The organism is Pseudomonas putida (assembly GCF_050989985.1).
GTDB lineage: Bacteria > Pseudomonadota > Gammaproteobacteria > Pseudomonadales > Pseudomonadaceae > Aquipseudomonas > Aquipseudomonas putida_AI.
In genome coordinates, this window is record NZ_CP158815.1 from 2,847,228 (window position 1) to 2,866,125 (window position 18,898).

Genomic DNA, 18,898 nt, shown 5'->3' on the forward strand with positions numbered 1-18,898 from the left:
TTCTGCGGGCTCTTTTGTTAGCTGATATCAGCGGAGAACGGAGTACCAAAAGACTCTTCCGATAATGGAGAGGTTCTGCTCTGCCAACTGCTCTGGTCCGTACTCTTCGTCTTCGTGTTCGTCGCGGTTGAAACTGCGCAATCGCATTCCACCAGATGGCAACCGGTAAAGAATCTTTACTCGCAACTGCCCATTGTGGTCAAGCGCATAGATGTCGCCATCTTTAACTGTGGTCTTTCCGCGATCAACGCCTACCGTACTTCCATGTGGCAACACAGGTTCCATGCTGTTGCCGTAGACGGAAACGCAAACCGCATTCTCTGGTTGCACGCCTTGTTTCCTCAGCGTGATTTTTCCGAATCTGAGTTTTGCCTTTGAGTGGGCTTGAATTGCGACGCGGCCAGATCCTGCTGACAGCTCTACTTCCTTGAGCAATGGAACCTCAACTTCGTCGTCATCTAGGGGCGTGTCATCGTCCCACGCTTCAATTGGTCCAAGCATGGCCGCGTTAGGTTCCACGGCTTGCTTCGGAGCTTCGTAACTCAAGCCTAGATCCAGTTCTAGTAGTTTATCGAGGATTCCCAGTGCCTTGGCGATGTGGCCTCGGTGCTTTGATGATTGGGATTTACCGCTTTCAAAAGCAGCATAGGTTTGCTGAGAGAGCTGTTCACCAGGCGGAAGAATCTTAGAAACCATCTCAGCTAGCTGGGCTTGAGTAAGGTTCAGCTGCTGACGACGGGCTTTAAAAAGCCTGGCGGTTTCGCTAGGGGAAGTCTTGGTCGTATTCATTGCGTGAGGCTACAAAAAGATTTGTTGCCTTTCAAACGTAAAAAGACGTTGAGGGTTGACAAAAAAAGCCGTAAATTGGGTCTGTAGATGACGCGTGAGGTTGACATGACTACTTCAGATTCCATGCGGAGGGCCTTTACCGAAGCAATAGATAAGGCGGGAGGCCAATCCGATTTCGCTCGATTGATCTCGACCTCTGCCAAGCCGGTTTCACAGCAACTTGTTTCTTACTGGCTCAAGAAGGGCAAGTTGCCTGCTGAGCTTGTACTGAGGGTTGAGCGATTGACCGGAGCATCCCGTTACGAATTGAGGCCTGACGTTTTTAGTGATCCTGAAGATCTCAAACTCAACGTGGCTTGAAGGTGCCGAGCTGGGGCCTCTCACCAAAGATCCCCCAGCCCAGCTACGACGACACACAGCACATGTACATCGGTCGTAGTTGTAGGATAGGGACTACCTCATCTTATGGCTACACCGTAAACAGGGGATTTACGGTTATGAGTCGAACAGATCTGTTGCCGGACGCTGGTCCGGTCCTTCCACTGCGCCAGGCGATCTATCGCGCTGGTCGTGACTACAAGGGCGGAATCACCGCCCTTGCCTTTGACATGGTGTTGGACAACGACACCCTCCAGAAGAAACTCAAGCTCGATGAAGAGCGGCGCTGGCTGAATCCTGATGAGCTGGAAGAGCTGATCAGGCTGACCGGCGATTCGCGTTTGCTCGATGCGTTGATGCGGCCGGCGGGTGCGGTCTGGTACCGCCCGGTACCGGTGCCCGCTACGCGTGATGCGCTCATCGCTGTGGGCAAGTTGCTCGGCGAAACCGGTGAGTTTGTGGCGTCGATGCACGATGGGGCTGCCGATAACGTTTGGGAGCTTCACGAAGTCCTGGATCTTGAAAAGAAAGGCATGGACGTGATTCGCGAAGTCCTCGGCATCATGGCGGGTGCCCGCAAGTCGATGGAGGACCGTGTCAATGGATGACATCGATCGCGCCAATGATCAGGCGCAGTACTTGCTCGACGTTGCGCTACAGCGCCGTCGTGCGCCATCAAGCCGCGTCAGCGCAGAGTTTTGCGAGGATTGCGACGATCCTATCCCGTTGCTTCGACAGCAGACGATTGCAGGGTGTCAGACCTGCGTTGACTGTCAGGGGTTGCGGGAGGCTCGGCGATGAGTGAGGACAAAATCCCGCTCCAGCTTTCCGACCTGCCATACCTTCTTCAGTACATCTCACCGGATCAACGTGACACCTGGGTCGAGGTTGGCATGGGGCTGAAGGCTGAGTTTGGTCAGGATGGTTACGGGCCTTGGAATATCTGGAGTCAGAGCAGCAAGAGCTACGACGGTAAGGCAGCATTGTCCGTGTGGAAGTCGTTCAAAAAAGGCGGTACCGGCATGGGGACGGTGATCAAGCTTGCCCTTGATGCTGGCTGGCGACCGGACAAAACGGAGATGACCGCCGAGGAGAAGAAGCGGTTCGCGGCTGAGGCGGAGGTCCGGCGTAAACAGCGACAGGCTGAGGTCGAGGCTGATGAAGCATTACTCGAGGAGATGCGAGCGTTGGTCGCGGACAGCTGCCTGCGGATCTGGACCGATCACTGCCAGCCTGCCGGACGAAGCGCGTACCTGGAACGCAAACAGGTCGGTGCTTTTGGTATCGGTTTTTTCAGTACGACGGTGATTTTGTCCATTGATGACCACAACAAGCGCTGCCAGGTGTGGTCGGGCAGCGAGGCGATGCAGTTCTTCAGTAATCTGCCCAAGCCACGTCCGGCGTCCCTCAGCTTTTTGATGTTCAAGCCCGGCACCATTGCCATTCCGCTGCGAGATGTGACGGGCAAGCTCTGGAGTCTTCAGTCGATCAACGGGCAGGGCACCAAGCTGTTTCCGAAGTACGGGCGCAAGTCGGGTTGTTTTCATGTTCTTGGAGATGCGAATGACGCGCCCGATATGGCCGTGGCGGAGGGGTATGCCACAGCCGCCAGCGTACACATGGCGTTGGGTTGGCCCGTAGCCATGTCCGTTGACTCTGGGAATCTACCCACTGTTGCGCGTGCGTTGAAAAAGCGACATCCCCTCATTCGATTCATGGTCGCAGGCGATGATGACCCGGAAGCGCAGGGCAACCCTGGTAGAACCAAAGCTGAAGCCGCCGCACGAGCGGTGGACGGCTACACCGTATTTCCGAACTCCATGGAGCAGGTATAGATGGCAATCGATTGGAATGATCTTCACTGCCGTTCGGGACTGGACGTTGTACGCGAGCAGTTGTTGAGCGGCATGCAAGCTTTGGATGAGGGCATGCACGTTGACGACGCGGACGATATGTATGCCACACCGCTGGACCTTCTTCCCCGCGCCCCTTCATCGGAGTGCGAGTTGCCAGAGGGAGAATATCTCGCTCACACACCCGGGGCCGACGGGGGCTTCAGGATCACCGAGCAGGAGCTGCTAAAAGACTTCGTGGTGATTTACGGCATGGATGTGGCTTGGGATTGCGCCCGGGCTCGGATGATCAAGCTGTCAGCGATTCGTGAGGCGGTTGGGCGTACACGCTACAAGTGGTGGCAGGAAAGCGAACATCGGCGGATGGCTCAGGATGTGGTGTTTGATCCGACAGAGCGTTGCGGTCCGCTGATGTTGAATCTCTACGACGGCTTTCATATGGAGAAGGATGCTCGCGGCGCAGCTGGCTGTTTGCGCATCCGGAAGCACCTGGGGCTGCTGTGCAATGAGCGCGAAGACGAGTACCTGTTTGCCCTGAGGTGGATTGCTTACCCGCTGCAGAACCCCGGTGCCAAGATGGCAACGGCGGTGGTGATGTTCGGTGCTGAGGGCCCTGGCAAAAGCTTGCTCTGGGAAAAGGTCGTCCGGCGAATCTACGGCGAGTACGGTACGACAATTGGTCAAGCCCAGTTGGAAAGCCAGTTCACGGGTTGGCAGAGTCGCAAGCTGTTCGCACTGGCCGAGGAGGTTGTCAGCCGCGAGGAAATGCGTCACTACAAGGGCGTGCTCAAGCACCTGGTCACCGGTGAGACGTTGCAGATCAATGAAAAGAACATGCCGGTGCGGGAGGAAAACAATCACCTGAATTTTGTATTTCTGTCCAACTCGACGGTGCCGTTGGCACTGGATGATGGGGATCGGCGCTACCTGGTGCTCTACGTCGATCGTGTGCCGCCCCCAAAGTACTTTGAAGATTTGATGGAGGAGATTGATAACGGCGGCATTGAGGCGTTCTACCACTACTTGATGAGCCTCGATCTGCGGGGGTTTGGGCCGCATACCAAACCGCCATTGAACGAAGAGAAACAGGGTTTGATCGACGGTAGCTTGCCTGCTCCTCGGTATTTCGTGCGGCGGTGGCTGGCCGGTGAGACTGAATTCCCTGTTACAGGCGCTGTGACGCAGGAGGATCTGTGGCGAGCCTTCTGTAGGTGGTGTGAAGGGGCCAACGAGTTCAAGCGACGACAACGAGACTTCACCCAGGAAGTAGTTCGCGACCTCAAGCAGGTTCGGCCAGATATTCGCTACCCGACTCAAAGTGATGACTTCAAGACCACGCGAATCTACGTGACACCGGCGTTCCTGGCTGAGAAACAGACGCTGGGGCGTGACTGGGCGAGTAAGGCTGGGCTTGAGTGTCGCAAGTTCACTACGGCTTTTGATAAGCGTTCATTGCCTATGCCGGGGGACTTTTGATTCCGACAATCCGACAGACTTCCGACAGCAGTAAAACGGCTGTTTCGACCAATGAACATGGGCTTTCCGACATTCCGACGGACTTTTGAAGATTGCTCATGTGCGCGTGTATACGGGCGAGAATTTCTATAAATACCTGTCGGATTGTCGGAATTGACACTTAAGTAACTGTTTTTAATGAACAAAAGTCTTCCGACAGTATTCCGACAACAAATCCGACAGAAAAAATAACGAAGGAATCGAAAAAAATGGCGATTTACACATTCAAGCAGGGTGTTTTTTCAAAGCTGGCTGAGAGCATCGATGAGCTGCTGAAGTCGCGGATTGTGAAGTGGAACTCCTTCGGTGAGCTGTTGAGTCAGTTCCGTTTTTTTCTGCACGACGAAGTAGCTGCTTACGATGTTTATCGTCGCCCGCCATTGAAGACGCCACAGCAAAAGCTTGAGGCTTGGTTGCCGGCGATCAGTTGGGTGTTCGTGGTATCCGTGTCCGATGACAGTGCTGATTTGATCCTGGTGGAAGACAGCCTTCCCGATTATCTGGGCGTGCTTCATCAGCTCTACCCGCTTGTTGAGCGGCATCAGCAACGGTCGGCTGAAGTCCAGGCGGAGTTGGGGGAGCGGCGATGATCGAAGAGATTGAAGAATTGATGCAGCACTGGGGCAACCAGTTCAACCTGGTAGGTGAGGGCGGTGGGCTGGCTAGTCCGATGGCAACGATCATTGAGTGGGGTGGTTCTGCTCCACGTAGCACACCGGGGTCTCGTGATTTGATGATGGCGGCAGGTGGTGGGATGGATCATGTTGCGATGGAGGTTGCAGCGGCTCTGGCGGAACTTGAGCGTCAATCTGAGAAGGGCGCGCAACTGGTGATCTTGGCCCGTAACCGGTACTTGCCTCGGCCTGCGTTGTCGGTCAGATCACAGCTGCCATATCTGGGCCTTGGAGATGATGCCGATCGCACGTACAGGAATTGGGTTCATCGTCTACATAAGCAGGTGCTTTTGATTTTGACCGTCCGGACGGCGAAATCCCGAGGACATAATTGTCGCAGTGGTTCGCTGAAAAAAACACATACGATCGACAATGAGTAAATGTGTGCCTCATTGCTAAGTCGTCCATCTAGTTATCATGAACACCTTTGAGGAAAGTGAGGTTTATAGTGGGGCGCCTTGACGGGCAAGTAAAAAATAGAGTGATGTAAACTGATTTTACTGCATGGGCTAATTTTTTTTCAGAAAATCCTGTATCTTTGATCCGGGCGGGACGTTTTTATGCAGGTAGCCGTGAGTAAAATAAGGGTGATTGATGAGTCAGTATAAAATAATGCAGGCCACTATTAGTTTTAAGCGGTTTTTGATTGTTGTGGGGGCCTTCTCAGGAGTTATCTCGCTTATATCGTTTTTCTCTGATCCGTTTAATATGTATATGGAGAAAATGTATAATATTGACTTGACGGCCACAGCGATACCGATTGCTTCTTTGTTAGTAACGGTGCTTTCTTTTTCTTTTGTATACTTGCAGTCAGGTCGAGGCGGAGGTGAGTCGGGTAAAAATGATGAGCTTTTGAGCACGCTACTCTCGGAGCTCGAGAGTCAAAAATATCGATCTAAAATGCAGATCGATGAGTTATATCAGACTATCGAGTCACTTAAGGTAGGGGCTAACTTAACCCCCGATGAAAGAAGTTTTGTATTAAATAGCGTGATTGAGGGCGCTAGCCAAGACACGATAGAAGAAATTTTTGAAGGCAAGACAAAAAATCTAAAGGACGAGATAGCGGCAAGCATAAGCATTGATCGTTTGAAATCTTCTTCGAATGATATTGTTCATAGGTTGCGGAGGGAAATTTCAGACTTAAGACTTCGCTCTAATATTAATTTGTTAATTGGCATGGCCATCACAGGTGGCGGCCTTTATTTGCTATGGTCTACTGTTGCAATGGTAGATGCCTCTGAATTATTAAAGCAATTGGCATCCGAGGGGCAAGATTCTAATGTGAAGTTTTTTAAGAATCTTGTGCTGCCAATTATTCCACGCATATCCCTTGTGGTCTTCGTTGAGATATTTGCGTACTTTTTTTTGCGCTTATATAAAGCTGGTCTTTCTGAGATAAAGTACTTTCAGAATGAGTTGACAAATATTGAGTCGAAGCTGACGGCTGTGGAATTTTCCTATATGACAAAAAACCAGGACGGTTTAAAGTCTGCTATTGAAGCGCTGTCAAAAACCGAAAGGAATTTTGTACTCGAAAAGGGGCAGACAACTGTAGAGCTTGAAAGGGCTAAGTCAGATTCTGAGTTGACTAAGAATATTATTGATTCTATTCCGAAGTTGTTTGCGAGGAGTAATAAATAATAATGTTAGATTTATCGGTTTTCTATGGGGATGTTTGGGTTCGATGATTCTATAAACGGAGCAGGGTCGACCGTTGGTCGGCACGGTTTGCCTCAAACCTGCGTCAAAGTCGCTTCAAAGTTGCGTTGAGTTGAACAACCTAAAATGCCCTCTTTTCGATCTTTCCGAAGAGAGGTAAAAAGGCGTCACGATATGAAATTTGCGCCTTGGCGCTCACCTCGCACGTGCTGTGCAGCTTCACCCGGCCTCCCCTGAGCCGGTTACCTAACCCCGCTTCGGCGGGGTTTTCTATTTCCGGCTTGGTAAGGACAGAACATGACAAATGAGCAGCAAGCGCTGGCGGAGATGCCGATCTGGTTAGTGATAGTCCTCTCTCTGGTGGGCGGCGTGTCGGGTGAAATGTGGCGAGCCGATAAGGATGGGGCGCGAGGCTGGACATTGCTTCGGCGACTTGCGCTTCGGTCCGGTGCCTGCATCGTCTGCGGTGTGTCGGCAATGATGCTGATGATTGGCGCGGGCATGACGATCTGGACGGCGGGCGCATTGGGTTGCCTGACGGCGATGGCGGGCGCCGATGTTGCGATTGGCTTGTACGAGCGCTGGGTTGCCAAGCGCCTGGGGGTTTCGGAGTCGGCATCGCCCGACAACACGTAGCTGGCGGTTCGATGGCGGGGCCAATTTTTCTGGGTCCTCCCCGAAGGCCGCCCCCTATACCGGTCACCGAACTCGCAATATCTCTGCAGCTGCAAATCGCGCAGCCATGTCCGTCTTTTTAAGTCGGGGCCGCCAATAAACGACGGGGACCCTGGGGTTATTCGGAGGGTACGGGACCGGGAACCCGCGGGACTTTGTTAGCGGCAGGTTCACCAGCTTAGTGAACTGCGGTGAACTGGTTAACTCCTTGAGTTCACTGGGTAAACTGGATATTCCATATGACCTACCTAAGCAAATCGGAGTTCGCCGCCCGACGCGGCTGGTCGAAGTCCTACATATCCAAGTTGGTCCGGCAGGATCGCCTGGTGCTCACTGTCGACGGCAGGGTCGACGTCGAGGCCACCGAGGCGCTGCTGGCTGAATCGGCGGATCCCAGCAAGGCCGCGGTTGCCGCCCGACATGAAGAATATCGAGTCGAGCGCGATGTGCGCAGCCAACTCCAGTCAGCCAGCGATACAGCTGCAGTTCCTTCTACGGTGATTGTCCCCGGCAAGCCCCGCGACTTCCAAGCAGCGCGGGCGCATCGGGAGTATTACCTGGCCCAGTTGGCTGAAGCCGAATTCCACAAGGTCCAGGGCAGTCTGGTTGAACGCGAAGCCGTGGAAAACGCCGCCTTCACCGCCGGCCGGATGCTCCGCGACCAGGTGTTTGGCCTCGCCCCACAACTCGCTGCAGAGGTTGCTGGCATGAGCGATACCTGGGAGATCGAGAAATACCTTTCTGGTGCTTTCCGCCGCGTATTCACTGATGTCGAACGAATGAACGGCGCCGACCTTGAACAAGCCATAACCCAGAGCTAAGCCTATGCCCACCGGATACACAGACGGTGCGAAGGTGTACCGCGAAGCGTATTACCGTGGGCTGCAGCCCGACCCAGAGTTGTGGGTCGATGAATGGGCTGACGAGTACATGCGGATTCCGCGTGATACCGGTGCAGCTGAACCCGGCAAGTACCGCACCGAGCGTACGCCGTATGCCCGTGAACCCATGCGCTGCCTGTCACCGGCCCACCCGTGCAAGCGGGTTGTGACCATGGTGGCTTCGCAGCTGATGAAAACGCAGATTGCCCTGAATTGGATCGGGGCGCTGATCCACATGTCACCGTCCAACATCTTGACCCTGTTGCCCAGCCTGGGCCTGGCCAAGCGTGTGTCATCCCGGATCGGCAAAACCATCGCGGCGACCCCTGAGCTGAAAGCGCGTGTCGCGACTTCACGCTCCAGGGACTCACGCAACACCATGGACACCAAGGAATTCGAGGGTGGCACGCTCTACGCCACCACGGCTGGCTCGGCCTCCAACTTGGCGGAGTTGTCCGCCCGGTTTGTCTATGGCGACGAAGTCGACCGTTGGGTCGTCGATGTCGACGAGGAAGGGGATCCGATTGAGCTGGCAGAGACGCGGGGGAGTACCTTCGGGCGCAACGCGAAGTTCTATTTCTCCAGCTCGCCGACCATCAAGGGCGCCTCGCGAATCGACGATCTGTTCCAGCAGAGTGATCAGCGGCATTTCTATGTGCCGTGTCCGACCTGTGGCCACATGCAGGTTCTGGAATGGGAACGCCTGCTGTACTCCGCCGACTTCAGCACCACGCACTATCAGTGCGCGGGTCCTGAATGCGATGTGCTAATCGAAGAGCACCACAAGGGCACGATGTTGGCCCACGGCGAATGGCGTGCACACGCCGTGGGTGACGGCGAGACCGTGGGTTTTCACCTCAACGGTCTGTACGCACCGCTCGGTTGGGTGTCTTGGGCCGCTCTGGCCAAACAGTTCGAGAAGGCCAAGCGCGCGCAGGACCGAGGTGACCTTGAGCCCATGCAGGTGTTCTACAACACTCGCTTGGCCAAGGTCTGGGACAGTGCCGTCGAACAGACGAAACACGAAGTGCTGCAGGCCCGTGCGCTGCAAGAGGACTACGTTCTCGGGACGCTGACCGTGAGCGTTCTCGCTCTGACCGCGTCCGTCGACGTCCAGGCCAACCGCCTGGAGTTGATGGTCATCGGTTGGGGGGCGGGCATGGAACGCTGGGTGATCGACCACCAGGTTATCCCGGGTGATCCGGCGGACGAGCGTACCTGGGCGGTGTTGGACGAGCGACTCAAGGCCCGGTATCGGCACCCCTGTGGTGTGAGCCTGGCGATTCTCGCCACCGGCATCGACTCGGGCGGACACCACACCCACGAGGTCTACCAATTCACCCGCGTTCGGCGTTGGCGCAACATCTTTGCGCTAAAGGGCGCGAGCAAGCCGGGTCGACCGGTGATCGCGCAGCGACCGTCGCAGGTGGACGTCACCTGGAAGGGCCAGACCGAGCGTAACGGTGCCGAGCTGTGGATGGTCGGTACCGACACGGCCAAGGACTGGATCTACAACCGCTACAGTTTCGAAACTGGCCCCGGTGCGCTGCACTTCGCCAAGGATCTGCCGGAAGAGTTCTTTCAGCAGTGCGTGGCCGAGCGCAAGGTCGCCCGGTATGTGAAGGGCTACAAGCGGATCGAGTGGGTCAAGGGCAAGGCTGACCGCAACGAGGCTCTCGACCTCATGGTGTACAACCTGGCCATGGCGTACTTCCTTGGCTTGCACCGCTACGGCGAGCAGGACTGGGACAGGTTGAGGCAGGCGCTCGCGCAGGCCAGCCTGTTCGATCAGAGCGAGCCAGAGCCAGCTCGGTCTGCTGCTAACGAACCCGACGACGATGTCGAAGATGAGCAACGCGCACCGATATCGATGCCCGCGCTCATCAGTCCGCGACCTCCTGCACCGACACCGGCTCCGCGCGCCGCACCCCAACCAATGCAACGCCGCAGCTCCAGCAGCGGCTACTTGAAGAGACGTTGAATCAGGAACTCAGACCGCGGAGCGCGGGAGTTATGAAACTTACGCCAATACTAAGGGCTTGACCGACTAGACCCCTGAACGCTTCACGGCCTTCCTCCTTTGCTGTGTTCGCGAGTTGCTCGCCGATGGAAGCCTTGGAGCTGACACTGTCAGGGATCGCCTTGAGCACTTCGAGACCCTTGGCGGTTAGGACAGCTTTTTCAACGTACAAATCCGGGTATGTGGTCCCGGTCAGGTATCCCGCATCAATCAGCCATTCCGCAGTGGCAATGAAGAACGCCGCTTCTGGAGTCGAAATTTCCATTCCATGCTTTTCGCTGAACTTCGTTGCCGAATCCACGAAATCATCTACGGACAAGTAAGAGGGCATTGGAAAGCTTTGATACAGAGCGGCAAAAATTTTGCCAGTGATGTCGTCGAACATCTCAATATTGGAGACAGTCATGTCACAAAACTCCGAGTCGAAAATTGAAAAAGTCAAAGCATCGGCCGAGCTCCAGGGTGAGCTGCGGCGGGTGATAGCGGACCAGCTTACCGGAAGGATGGACTGGGTAAGAGCACGGACTTACTGGACGTTGCGGCTGCCGAGCATCCCTCCTGACGAACTGGCCGACGCTTTGGCCCATGTTTTAGCTGGGGGACAATTCCGTCAGGAGATCAACTCCCGGCTTCAGAACTTCCTCTGAACTCGAATCGTACGCAGTCCAGTACTGCAAGAGACTTCGTATGGCATACACACAAGCACACCTCGACGCGGTCGAGCGGGCGATTGCGCGCGGTGAGAAAGTCGTGCGCTACTCGGACCGCACTGTCGAATATCGCTCCGTCGATGAGCTCATCCAGGCCCGCGACCTGATCCGCACTGAGCTGACCAGGGCGGCCGGTCCACGTTCTCGCGTGACTCGCATTTTCCACCGGGGTAAAGGACTGTGAGTGGGCGCTATCTGTCCCTCACTCGTTCTGGCGTGTTGGTCCCCGAGCGAATCAAGGCCAGTTACGAAGGCGCCGCCGAGGGCCGGCGCTCATCGGGCTGGGACGCACCGGACACCGGCGTCAATAGCCTGATCATGCCGGCCTTGCGCAACTTGCGCTCACGCTCGCGTAGTGCCGTGCGAAACGATCCCTACGCGGCAAACATTATCGATAAGCGGGTCAGCAACCTGATCGGCACCGGCATCTCGCCGCACCCGAGGTTGCTCGACAAGGCGATACGCAAGGCGATGCAGGAACTGTGGGAAGACTGGGTGGATGAGGCGGATGCTGATCAGCTCACCGACTTCTACGGCTTACAGGCGCTGGTGGCGCGCACCGTCGAGCAGTCAGGCGAGTGCTTTGTCCGCTTGCGTCCCCGACGGCAGGAGGATGGCTACGCGGTGCCGCTGCAACTTCAGTGTCTGGCACCGGAGTTCGTGCCGCACGACAAGTTCGAAGTCACCCGCTTCGGTAACGTGATCCGCGCTGGGATCGAGTTCAATGGTATGGGCAAGCGCGTGGCCTACTGGTGCTACCGCAGCCATCCTAGCGACAAGGCCTCGCTCAATGCGGGTTATAACCCGCTGGTGAGGATCCCCGCCGAGCAAATGCTGCACATCTTCGAGCCCTTGGAGCCCGGGCAGTTGCGCGGGGTTCCACGCTTGGCCCCGGTACTCAAGCGCTTGCGCAGCCTGGACAACTACGACGACGCCGTATTGTTCCGCCAGGAAGTGGCAAACCTGTTCGCCGGTTTCATCCGCAAGCCTGCGCCGGATGGTCCTCCACGGATCGACCCGATTACGGGTCAGGTGGTTACCACCGACAGCGATGGGTTTACCCCCATGGTCGGGCTTGAGCCCGGAACGATGCAGGAGCTGTTGCCGGGTGAGCAGGTCGAGTTTTCCGACCCGCCGGACGGCGGCAACAACTACCCCGACTTCATGCGGCAGCAACTGATGGCCGCTGCCGCGGGTGCGGGGCTGCCCTACGAGTTGATGACCGGCGACATGCGCGACGTGAACGACCGTGCGATCCGCGTGGTGCTCACCGAGTTTCGCCGTCGGCTGGAGCAACTGCAGTTTCAAGTTTACGTCCATCAGCTTTGCCGGCCAGTGCGCACTGCCTGGATGGACATGGCGGTGCTGGCCGGAACGTTGGACTTGCAGGACTACGCCCAACGGCGCCGCGAATACCTGCGCACGCGCTGGGTGCCACAGGGATGGGCCTACATCCATCCGGTTCAAGACGTTCAGTCGCGCACGATGGAGATCGCCGCGGGCTTTGCTTCGCGCAGCGAGGTGTGTCTGCGCTCTGGTACCGACGCGGAGGTCGTGGACGAAGAGAACGCCGCCGATCTCGCCCGAGCGAGGGAACTCGGCCTCAACTACAGCACCTTGTCGGCACTCGATGAGGATCCCGACGAGAAGGAGAAATCATGAAGCCTCTGATGCCATTTCGCATCTTCAACAAGGCGTCGACCGTGCAGAAGGTCGAGGATCAGCACTGGTACAAAATCAACGCGGCGGCGCAGGCCGAGAACGCGCCCATAGAAATTTACGTCTACGGCGAAATCGGTGCCTGGGGAATCACCGCCAACGATTTCATTCAGGATCTGAAAGCGATTGACGATGGTGTCTCCCCGGTGGTGGTGGGGTTCAACACCATCGGCGGCGACCTGTTCGAGGGGTTGGCCATCCACAATGCTCTGAATCGTTTGGGCGAGCGTTGCACGGCGCGAATCGATGCCCTCGCGGCCAGTGCCGGGAGCGTCGCGGCTTGTGGGGCTCATCGCTTGGTGATGGCCTCGAATGCCATGCTGATGATCCACAACCCCTGGACGTGGACCAGCGGTGATGCCGAGGACTTGCGCCGTGTGGCGGATGCCCTCGATCAGGCGCTTGAGGCAATCATCGCGGCCTACAAGGCCAAAGCGCCCGACATCGATGACGCCGAACTGCGGCGCATGGTCAACGACGAAACCTGGTTGACGGCACAAGAAGCCCTCACTCTGGGGCTGGCCGATGAAGTCGGCAACGGCGTCGAGGTCAAGGCGTGCCTGGCGCAGGGCGCAGCGATGAAACGTTACCGGCAGACCCCCAAGGCGCTGCTGGATCAGCTGCAGGCCAGCCAAGCCGAGCTGCCGGAAAACGATCCCACCAATCCGCCCGAATCGACAGTGCCGCCGGCCGGCGACTCGGCGGCGCTGGCCCTCATGATTACTCAGGCCTGCGCTAAAGCGGGCATCAGCAACCTGATCGAGCCACTGATCGCGTCCACCAAGCTAGCCGACGAAGCCACGGTGCAGGCCGCGCTGACGCGGGCAAAGGGCGTACGGGATCTGTGTGTGGCAGCCCGGTTGCCTGAGTTGACCACCGAGTTCGTGAACGCCGGCCTGGAGCCTGATGCCGTGCGGGCCAGGTTATTCGAGAAGCTCGTCAGTTCCGGTAAGGGCTTCGAGATTGATAACAGCCTGCCGCCTGCCGAGGACGAACCTGAGAAGGTCCAGGCCAAGATCCCCACCCCCACCAGTACCTACGCCGCTCGGCGACAGGCGACTCAACAACACTCTGGCAAAGGAGCCTGAGCATGAGCAAAACCTACGTTGAACCGGTGCACGCCGGTGAATTCCTCCTGTCCGAGGGTGCCGGCAAGATCTCCCGCGAAGCCATTGATCTGGTCGCGGGTGAGGCACTTCCTGCGGGGCAGGTCCTGGGACAGATCACGGCCAGTGGGCTGTTCGCGCCGTACAAGCCTGATGCCGAGGACGGCAGCGAGTCTGCCAAGTGCATCCTGTTTGCCGGGGTGCCGGCGTCTGAAGAAGAGCGGCGCGGGCGTGCAGTTGTCCGTCTGGCCGAGGTGACCGAATCGCTGCTCACCGGCCTGGACCTGGATGCCGAAAAGGCCCTCGCAACCCACTTCATCATTATTCGCTGACGCGAGCAGAACCTGATCACACCCCGCCTTGAGCGGGGTTTTGCATTTCTGGAGGGCCTTCATGGCTGACATCGAGATTTTTGAAGACAACGCTTTCACCGTGCCCGCACTGACTGCCGCGATCAACGAACAGCCGTTCGTGCCAGGCCGATTGGCCGAGCTCGGCCTGTTCGAAGAAGAGGGTGTAAACACGGTGACCGTCCAGGTGGAAAAGGACGGTGAGACCCTGGCGCTGGTACCAGCGGGCGAGCGTGGTACCACCGGCCATATCGTCACCGGCAGCAAGCGGATCCTGCTGCCGTTCAATACCGTGCATCTGCCGGAAACATTCACCATCCGTGCTGACGAGATTCAGGGCATTCGCGCCTTTGGTACGCAGACGGAGCTGCAGGCCGTGCAGGACGTGGTCAACAAGCGTCTGGCCAAGGCCCGTCGCCAGCTCGACGCGACCCACGAATTCCACCGCATGGGAGCACTGAGTGGTTATGTGCTCGACGCGGACGGTACGACCGTGTTGCTGAACATCTTTGATCGCTTTGGCTTGGAGCCAGTGGTGGTGCAGATGGAGCTGGCCAATGCTGCAACCCAGGTTCGAGTGAAGTGTGTCGATGCGCTGGATGCGCAGGAGGACGCGCTGGGTGCGACGACCAGTAGTGGCGCACGAGCCTTCTGTGGCAAGAACTTCTGGCGCGCCCTGATCGGTCACAAAAGTGTGACTGAGACCTATGAAGCCAGTCAGTACGCTTCGGCATTGCGAGCTGATGGTCGCGAGGCGTTCGAGTTCGGCGGTATCACGTGGGAGCGTTACCGCGGTAAGGTCAATGGCATCTCGTTTGTTCCGGACGACGAGGCGCGTTTGGTGCCGGAAGGTGTGCCCGGCCTGTGCATCTCTCGGTTCGCCCCAGCGGATTACATGGACACGGTCAATACCGAAGGACTTCCTTACTACAGCCAGGTCGAGGTGATGCCGTTCAAGAAAGGCGTTGCCGGCGAGGCCCAGTCCAATCCACTGCACCTGGTCACCCGGCCGCGCGCAATCATCCATCTGAAGCGCTGATCATGAGCTTTCGGGATCTGATCAGCGACGTGGATGACACGGTGTTCGATGTCCTGGGGGATCCTGCCTTGATCGAAGGTCGTGAGGTGCTGGGAATGTTCTCAGCGCCTTGGCTGCAGCCCAAGCTCGGGCGCATCACCACCGCTTTACGTGAGCCGCATCTGGTCATCCGGGTGGCCGATAACGCGGGGGTGGAGACTCGCCAGAAGGTGGTTATCGATCTGCCGGAAGAGGACGGCGGAGGCAATTACACCATTGCGAGCATCGAGCCGGGCGGTGATGGGTTGGTTGCCCTGGTATTGAGGAAAGCGCCATGAGTGTCGGCAGTTATCACAAACAGTCGTCGAATACGGGTCTGATCACACTCCAGGCCAACCCGCAGCAAGTTGCCCAGTTCGAAGAGTTTGCGGCATTGACCCCCAAGGCCATTGCCGCCGCGCAACGCCGTGCAATCAACAAGACGTTGCGCTGGCTTCGCACTCACGTTGCCCGGTCAGTGGCCCAGCAGGAGCGTATTGCTGTCGCCGCGGTGCGACAGCGTCTGCGGGCCTATCCGGTAGGGAGTAACGGGCAGGGCAGGCTGTGGTTCGGTCTTGACCCAATCTCGGCCAGCCGCGCCGGTCGTCCGAGGCAGACTCGCGCAGGCGTCTCGGTTGCGGGTCGTCGATATGCGGGCGCGTTCTACAAGGCTGTCTATGGCAGCCAGCCCGACATCTGGATTCGGACGGCCAGCAAGCACTTCAAGGAGAGCGATTACCCGACCAGTGATGTGTCTGGAGGCGGCGGGGCCAGTTCGGGCTGGATCGCCGAAAACGGCAGTCGCTTCCCGCTGGCCAAGGCCATGATCTCGTTGGAGGACGTCAAACCGCACTTTGAGTCCTGGACCAATCGAGCCCACCAGCGCTTGCTGGAGATCATGCGGCAAGAGCTCAATTTTGAGTTACAGAAACTACTGGGGAAAATTGGCAATGGACGATGAACCAATTCCTCTCGATCAGGTGTATGCCGCCATTGAGCAGTCTATCGCGCGGACGATACCGGCACTTGCGTTCGTCGGCACGATGCCGGACCGGCTCGACCGTGTGGCGTTACCTGCCGTGGTGATCGAGTTGGTTGAATGGGAGCCAGGTCCCGACCCGGGTACCGGGGAGACGGGCGTCGAGGCTCGTTTCGAGGCTCGGGTGATTGTTGCCGGGGAAGAAGAAAACAGCCTGCGCATCGCTGCGTTCACCGCAGCCCAACTGACGGTATTGCTGCGCATGCAGACCTGGGGGCTGGCTGTCGAACAGGCTCAGTTCGTCCGTGCTGCTCAGGACTGGACTCGGCCTGAACTGGATGGGTACGCGGTCTGGGTGGTGGAGTGGACTCAGGTGATCTACCTCGGAGAGCAAGAGTGGCCGTGGCCCAACCAACCTCCCGGCACCTTGGTGTTCGGTTTTGCTCCCGACACAGGCCCAGGCAGCGAAGACCAATACCTGCCGCCGGAGTCCATGGAATGAGTCAGGCAACTGCACAGCATGACCGCATGCTGGCCGGGTTGATCATTCCCTGTCGGGTGGTCGGGGTTGATTTGGCGGCCGCCATGGTGCGGGTATCCGACGGCAGCGATTGGACCAGCACCTGGGTCCGTTGGCACAGCCAAGCCGCGGGTAAAGCGCGGCATTGGCGGGCGCCGAGTCTGGGCGAGCAAGGGGCCTTGATCAGTCCGAGCGGGGAGCCAGCGCAGGGCACCTTTGTATCTGGGCTGTACGGCAATGCCGGCGCCCAACCGGATAACCGTGATCACGTCGAGGTCTGGCGTTTCGACGATGGCGGCTCGCTGGTCTACGACTGGCAGGCCAACACCTACATGATCACGCTGCCGACGGGGCAGGTGCTGGTGAAGGTAGGCAGCTCGACGTTCTCGGTGACGGATAACGCGATCTCGGGTGAGTCGGCGACCATCAACTTCAAAGGTGCGGTGAGCATCGACGGTCCATTGCATGTCACGCAGAACATCACCGGTGACGGCTCGATCATCGATTCCGGCGGTAACAGCAACCATCACACGCATTAACTTCAACCCTGACAGCCCGCCCTGTGCGGGCTTTTTTACGCCTGGAGCACGCCATGGCCAATCCTAAGAAACCCCTCGATGTACCTGATTCAGCGGGGCAGGTGACCTACCGCGACCAGCTGTACACCTCCCGCGTGTTGATCCTGCCACGGGACCGCCAATTGCCGGTCACCGGCGGCCGGGTCTCAGTATCTGCCGATGACGCCGAAGCCCTTCAGTACCTGGATGCCCATCCGGACTTTAAGCCCTTGCTGGAGTAACCCGCCATGATCGGACTGGATCGCCGCACTGGTCAGCCATTGGCCGGCCAGGCGCACCTGCGTCAGTCCATCGAGGACATCCTGAGCACGCCCTTGGGCAGCCGTCGCATGCGCCCGGAGTACGGCAGCCAGTTGCGCCGCTTTGTCGACCTGCCGGTGAACGAAGGCTGGAAAAGTGCGGTACAGGCCGAGGTGGCCAGGGCGCTGCAGCGCTGGGAGCCGCGCCTGAAGCTGGAGCGGGTGCGGGTGACCGCTGTGGTCGGAGGCCAGGTCACCCTGCAGCTGAGCGGCCAGTACCTAGGCGACAGTGCAACATTTGAGGTAACTGCATGAGCACCATCGAGCTGACGGCGCTGCCCGCGCCGCAAGTGCTGGAAGACCTCGACTTTGAGGAAACCTATCAGGGTGAGCTGGCGACCTTTCGCCAGTTCATGGGCGACAACTGGACTGCCTTTCTGGAAAGCGATCCAGTGACCAAGCTGCTGCAGGTCGGGGCCTATCGGCGCCTGCAGAATCGGGCGCGGGTCAACGACGCCGCCAAGGCGTTGTTGCTGGCCTACGCCAAGGGCAGCGATCTCGATCAACTGGGCGGCAATGTGCGGCTCAAGCGCCTTGTGATTCAGGCCGAGGATCTCTCCGTGGTACCGCCCGTCCCGGCAGTGCTCGAAGAAGACGATGCCCTGCGTGAACGTATTCAGCTGGTCTACGAGGGGCTGACCACCGCGGGACCGCGCAACAGCTACATCCTGCATGCGCGTAATGCCTCGGGCCTGGTCGCCGACGCCACAGCCGAAAGCCCGGCGCCCGCAGTGGCGGTGGTGACAGTGCTGGGGCTGGAAGGCAACGGCACGGCTTCCCCGGAATTACTGGAAACGGTACGGCTTTGGCTCAGCGACGACGATGTTCGGCCAGTGGGTGATCGCCTGACCGTGCAAGGGGCGGAGATATTGCCTTTCACCATCGATGCGGTGGTGCATATGGCGAGCAATGGCCCGGAAACCGAAGCCACTTTGGCTGAGTGCACACGCCGCCTGCAAGCCTGGGTGAATCCCCGGCGCCGTTTGGGCGTTGAGGTGGCGCGGTCCGCAGTCGATGCTCAGTTGCATATCGGGGGCGTCAGTCGCGTTGATCTGAATGGCTGGGTCGACATTCGGCCAAGCAAGTCTCAAGCGGCTTGGTGTGAAGGCATCACCGTGAGACGAGGGAGCTGA

General features: G+C 58.0%; 26 protein-coding genes. 24 read left to right on the top strand and 2 right to left on the bottom strand.

Going from position 1 to position 18,898, the window contains the following annotated elements:
* Positions 1-27: 27 nt before the first annotated feature.
* Positions 28-789, bottom strand: a complete 762-nt coding sequence (locus tag ABTV29_RS13210; protein ID WP_433770853.1) for a S24 family peptidase — start codon at positions 787-789, stop codon at positions 28-30.
* Positions 790-894: 105 nt separating this feature from the next.
* Here ABTV29_RS13210 and ABTV29_RS13215 point away from each other — a divergent pair, with 105 nt between their 5' ends.
* From ABTV29_RS13215 to ABTV29_RS13265, 11 genes are all read left to right on the top strand, one after another.
* Positions 895-1,149 (top strand): transcriptional regulator, encoded by a 255-nt coding sequence (locus tag ABTV29_RS13215; protein ID WP_433770855.1) that lies wholly within the window; start codon positions 895-897, stop codon positions 1,147-1,149.
* A 137-nt stretch (positions 1,150-1,286) separates the two neighbouring features.
* Complete coding sequence (locus ABTV29_RS13220) at positions 1,287-1,775, top strand: phage regulatory CII family protein (protein WP_433770857.1); 489 nt, start codon at positions 1,287-1,289, stop codon at positions 1,773-1,775.
* Complete coding sequence (locus ABTV29_RS13225) at positions 1,768-1,968, top strand: TraR/DksA C4-type zinc finger protein (protein ID WP_433770859.1); 201 nt, start codon at positions 1,768-1,770, stop codon at positions 1,966-1,968. Before ABTV29_RS13220 ends, ABTV29_RS13225 begins: the two co-directional genes overlap by 8 nt.
* Positions 1,965-3,002, top strand: a complete 1,038-nt coding sequence (locus ABTV29_RS13230) for a PriCT-2 domain-containing protein (RefSeq protein WP_433770861.1) — start codon at positions 1,965-1,967, stop codon at positions 3,000-3,002. The genes ABTV29_RS13225 and ABTV29_RS13230 overlap by 4 nt, the downstream gene beginning before the upstream one ends.
* A complete protein-coding gene (locus ABTV29_RS13235; protein ID WP_433770862.1) occupies positions 3,003-4,496 on the top strand; it encodes a primase-helicase family protein in 1,494 nt (497 codons plus the stop codon).
* Between the two features lie 248 nt (positions 4,497-4,744).
* Positions 4,745-5,125: a hypothetical protein gene (locus ABTV29_RS13240; protein ID WP_433770864.1), complete on the top strand. Its 381-nt coding sequence runs from the start codon at positions 4,745-4,747 to the stop codon at positions 5,123-5,125.
* Complete coding sequence (locus tag ABTV29_RS13245) at positions 5,122-5,589, top strand: hypothetical protein (protein ID WP_433770866.1); 468 nt, start codon at positions 5,122-5,124, stop codon at positions 5,587-5,589. The genes ABTV29_RS13240 and ABTV29_RS13245 overlap by 4 nt, the downstream gene beginning before the upstream one ends.
* 214 nt (positions 5,590-5,803) lie before the next feature.
* Positions 5,804-6,853 carry a hypothetical protein gene (locus tag ABTV29_RS13250; protein WP_433770867.1) on the top strand — a complete coding sequence of 350 codons (1,050 nt, stop codon included), beginning with the start codon at positions 5,804-5,806 and terminating at the stop codon, positions 6,851-6,853.
* A 315-nt stretch (positions 6,854-7,168) separates the two neighbouring features.
* A complete protein-coding gene (locus ABTV29_RS13255) occupies positions 7,169-7,507 on the top strand; it encodes a phage holin family protein (RefSeq protein ID WP_433770869.1) in 339 nt (112 codons plus the stop codon).
* Between the two features lie 278 nt (positions 7,508-7,785).
* On the top strand, positions 7,786-8,367 hold the full coding sequence (locus ABTV29_RS13260; RefSeq protein ID WP_433770871.1) for a terminase small subunit: 582 nt from the start codon (positions 7,786-7,788) through the stop codon (positions 8,365-8,367).
* Positions 8,368-8,371: 4 nt separating this feature from the next.
* Complete coding sequence (locus tag ABTV29_RS13265) at positions 8,372-10,408, top strand: phage terminase large subunit family protein (protein ID WP_433770873.1); 2,037 nt, start codon at positions 8,372-8,374, stop codon at positions 10,406-10,408.
* Between the two features lies 1 nt (position 10,409).
* Here the strand turns inward: ABTV29_RS13265 and ABTV29_RS13270 are convergent, their stop codons facing one another.
* Positions 10,410-10,853 carry a hypothetical protein gene (locus ABTV29_RS13270; protein ID WP_433770875.1) on the bottom strand — a complete coding sequence of 148 codons (444 nt, stop codon included), beginning with the start codon at positions 10,851-10,853 and terminating at the stop codon, positions 10,410-10,412.
* Here ABTV29_RS13270 and ABTV29_RS13275 point away from each other — a divergent pair.
* The 13 genes from ABTV29_RS13275 to ABTV29_RS13335 all read left to right on the top strand — a co-directional run bounded on the left by ABTV29_RS13275 (position 10,852) and on the right by ABTV29_RS13335 (position 18,898).
* Positions 10,852-11,094, top strand: coding sequence for a hypothetical protein (locus ABTV29_RS13275; RefSeq protein WP_433770877.1), 243 nt, complete (start codon positions 10,852-10,854; stop codon positions 11,092-11,094). The genes ABTV29_RS13270 and ABTV29_RS13275 overlap by 2 nt on opposite strands.
* 40 nt (positions 11,095-11,134) lie before the next feature.
* A complete protein-coding gene (locus tag ABTV29_RS13280) occupies positions 11,135-11,341 on the top strand; it encodes a phage head-tail joining protein (protein ID WP_433770879.1) in 207 nt (68 codons plus the stop codon).
* Positions 11,338-12,819, top strand: coding sequence for a phage portal protein (locus ABTV29_RS13285; protein ID WP_433770881.1), 1,482 nt, complete (start codon positions 11,338-11,340; stop codon positions 12,817-12,819). The genes ABTV29_RS13280 and ABTV29_RS13285 overlap by 4 nt, the downstream gene beginning before the upstream one ends.
* Positions 12,816-13,964, top strand: a complete 1,149-nt coding sequence (locus tag ABTV29_RS13290; RefSeq protein WP_433770883.1) for a head maturation protease, ClpP-related — start codon at positions 12,816-12,818, stop codon at positions 13,962-13,964. Before ABTV29_RS13285 ends, ABTV29_RS13290 begins: the two co-directional genes overlap by 4 nt.
* A gap of 2 nt (positions 13,965-13,966) precedes the next feature.
* Complete coding sequence (locus ABTV29_RS13295) at positions 13,967-14,314, top strand: head decoration protein (protein WP_433770884.1); 348 nt, start codon at positions 13,967-13,969, stop codon at positions 14,312-14,314.
* 61 nt (positions 14,315-14,375) lie between these two features.
* Positions 14,376-15,371, top strand: a complete 996-nt coding sequence (locus tag ABTV29_RS13300) for a major capsid protein (RefSeq protein WP_433770886.1) — start codon at positions 14,376-14,378, stop codon at positions 15,369-15,371.
* Between the two features lie 2 nt (positions 15,372-15,373).
* On the top strand, positions 15,374-15,688 hold the full coding sequence (locus ABTV29_RS13305) for a head-tail joining protein (RefSeq protein ID WP_433770888.1): 315 nt from the start codon (positions 15,374-15,376) through the stop codon (positions 15,686-15,688).
* The gene (locus tag ABTV29_RS13310; RefSeq protein WP_433770889.1) at positions 15,685-16,350 is read left to right on the top strand and encodes a hypothetical protein; all 666 of its coding nucleotides are present in this window, start codon (positions 15,685-15,687) and stop codon (positions 16,348-16,350) included. The genes ABTV29_RS13305 and ABTV29_RS13310 overlap by 4 nt, the downstream gene beginning before the upstream one ends.
* Positions 16,340-16,870, top strand: coding sequence for a hypothetical protein (locus tag ABTV29_RS13315; RefSeq protein WP_433770891.1), 531 nt, complete (start codon positions 16,340-16,342; stop codon positions 16,868-16,870). The genes ABTV29_RS13310 and ABTV29_RS13315 overlap by 11 nt, the downstream gene beginning before the upstream one ends.
* Complete coding sequence (locus tag ABTV29_RS13320) at positions 16,867-17,427, top strand: phage baseplate assembly protein V (protein ID WP_433770893.1); 561 nt, start codon at positions 16,867-16,869, stop codon at positions 17,425-17,427. The genes ABTV29_RS13315 and ABTV29_RS13320 overlap by 4 nt, the downstream gene beginning before the upstream one ends.
* Positions 17,428-17,480: 53 nt before the next feature.
* Positions 17,481-17,687: a hypothetical protein gene (locus ABTV29_RS13325; RefSeq protein WP_433770895.1), complete on the top strand. Its 207-nt coding sequence runs from the start codon at positions 17,481-17,483 to the stop codon at positions 17,685-17,687.
* A gap of 6 nt (positions 17,688-17,693) precedes the next feature.
* Positions 17,694-18,020, top strand: a complete 327-nt coding sequence (locus ABTV29_RS13330) for a GPW/gp25 family protein (protein ID WP_433770898.1) — start codon at positions 17,694-17,696, stop codon at positions 18,018-18,020.
* Positions 18,017-18,898, top strand: a complete 882-nt coding sequence (locus tag ABTV29_RS13335; RefSeq protein ID WP_433770900.1) for a baseplate assembly protein — start codon at positions 18,017-18,019, stop codon at positions 18,896-18,898. The genes ABTV29_RS13330 and ABTV29_RS13335 overlap by 4 nt, the downstream gene beginning before the upstream one ends.

Excerpts from the sequence above, each read along its gene's own strand:
- ABTV29_RS13310 (WP_433770889.1), top strand. The coding sequence starts at position 15,685 with ATGAGTGTCGGCAGTTATCACAAACAGTCGTCGAATACGGGTCTGATC.
- ABTV29_RS13305 (WP_433770888.1), top strand. The coding sequence starts at position 15,374 with ATGAGCTTTCGGGATCTGATCAGCGACGTGGATGACACGGTGTTCGAT.
- ABTV29_RS13330 (WP_433770898.1), top strand. The coding sequence starts at position 17,694 with ATGATCGGACTGGATCGCCGCACTGGTCAGCCATTGGCCGGCCAGGCG.
- ABTV29_RS13215 (WP_433770855.1), top strand. The coding sequence starts at position 895 with ATGACTACTTCAGATTCCATGCGGAGGGCCTTTACCGAAGCAATAGAT.
- ABTV29_RS13325 (WP_433770895.1), top strand. The coding sequence starts at position 17,481 with ATGGCCAATCCTAAGAAACCCCTCGATGTACCTGATTCAGCGGGGCAG.
- ABTV29_RS13230 (WP_433770861.1), top strand. The coding sequence starts at position 1,965 with ATGAGTGAGGACAAAATCCCGCTCCAGCTTTCCGACCTGCCATACCTT.
- ABTV29_RS13265 (WP_433770873.1), top strand. The coding sequence starts at position 8,372 with ATGCCCACCGGATACACAGACGGTGCGAAGGTGTACCGCGAAGCGTAT.
- ABTV29_RS13315 (WP_433770891.1), top strand. The coding sequence starts at position 16,340 with ATGGACGATGAACCAATTCCTCTCGATCAGGTGTATGCCGCCATTGAG.
- ABTV29_RS13210 (WP_433770853.1), bottom strand. The coding sequence starts at position 789 with ATGAATACGACCAAGACTTCCCCTAGCGAAACCGCCAGGCTTTTTAAA.
- ABTV29_RS13320 (WP_433770893.1), top strand. The coding sequence starts at position 16,867 with ATGAGTCAGGCAACTGCACAGCATGACCGCATGCTGGCCGGGTTGATC.
- ABTV29_RS13240 (WP_433770864.1), top strand. The coding sequence starts at position 4,745 with ATGGCGATTTACACATTCAAGCAGGGTGTTTTTTCAAAGCTGGCTGAG.
- ABTV29_RS13295 (WP_433770884.1), top strand. The coding sequence starts at position 13,967 with ATGAGCAAAACCTACGTTGAACCGGTGCACGCCGGTGAATTCCTCCTG.
- ABTV29_RS13335 (WP_433770900.1), top strand. The coding sequence starts at position 18,017 with ATGAGCACCATCGAGCTGACGGCGCTGCCCGCGCCGCAAGTGCTGGAA.
- ABTV29_RS13275 (WP_433770877.1), top strand. The coding sequence starts at position 10,852 with ATGTCACAAAACTCCGAGTCGAAAATTGAAAAAGTCAAAGCATCGGCC.
- ABTV29_RS13245 (WP_433770866.1), top strand. The coding sequence starts at position 5,122 with ATGATCGAAGAGATTGAAGAATTGATGCAGCACTGGGGCAACCAGTTC.
- ABTV29_RS13260 (WP_433770871.1), top strand. The coding sequence starts at position 7,786 with ATGACCTACCTAAGCAAATCGGAGTTCGCCGCCCGACGCGGCTGGTCG.
- ABTV29_RS13270 (WP_433770875.1), bottom strand. The coding sequence starts at position 10,853 with ATGACTGTCTCCAATATTGAGATGTTCGACGACATCACTGGCAAAATT.
- ABTV29_RS13250 (WP_433770867.1), top strand. The coding sequence starts at position 5,804 with ATGAGTCAGTATAAAATAATGCAGGCCACTATTAGTTTTAAGCGGTTT.
- ABTV29_RS13225 (WP_433770859.1), top strand. The coding sequence starts at position 1,768 with ATGGATGACATCGATCGCGCCAATGATCAGGCGCAGTACTTGCTCGAC.
- ABTV29_RS13255 (WP_433770869.1), top strand. The coding sequence starts at position 7,169 with ATGACAAATGAGCAGCAAGCGCTGGCGGAGATGCCGATCTGGTTAGTG.
- ABTV29_RS13220 (WP_433770857.1), top strand. The coding sequence starts at position 1,287 with ATGAGTCGAACAGATCTGTTGCCGGACGCTGGTCCGGTCCTTCCACTG.
- ABTV29_RS13300 (WP_433770886.1), top strand. The coding sequence starts at position 14,376 with ATGGCTGACATCGAGATTTTTGAAGACAACGCTTTCACCGTGCCCGCA.
- ABTV29_RS13290 (WP_433770883.1), top strand. The coding sequence starts at position 12,816 with ATGAAGCCTCTGATGCCATTTCGCATCTTCAACAAGGCGTCGACCGTG.
- ABTV29_RS13235 (WP_433770862.1), top strand. The coding sequence starts at position 3,003 with ATGGCAATCGATTGGAATGATCTTCACTGCCGTTCGGGACTGGACGTT.
- ABTV29_RS13280 (WP_433770879.1), top strand. The coding sequence starts at position 11,135 with ATGGCATACACACAAGCACACCTCGACGCGGTCGAGCGGGCGATTGCG.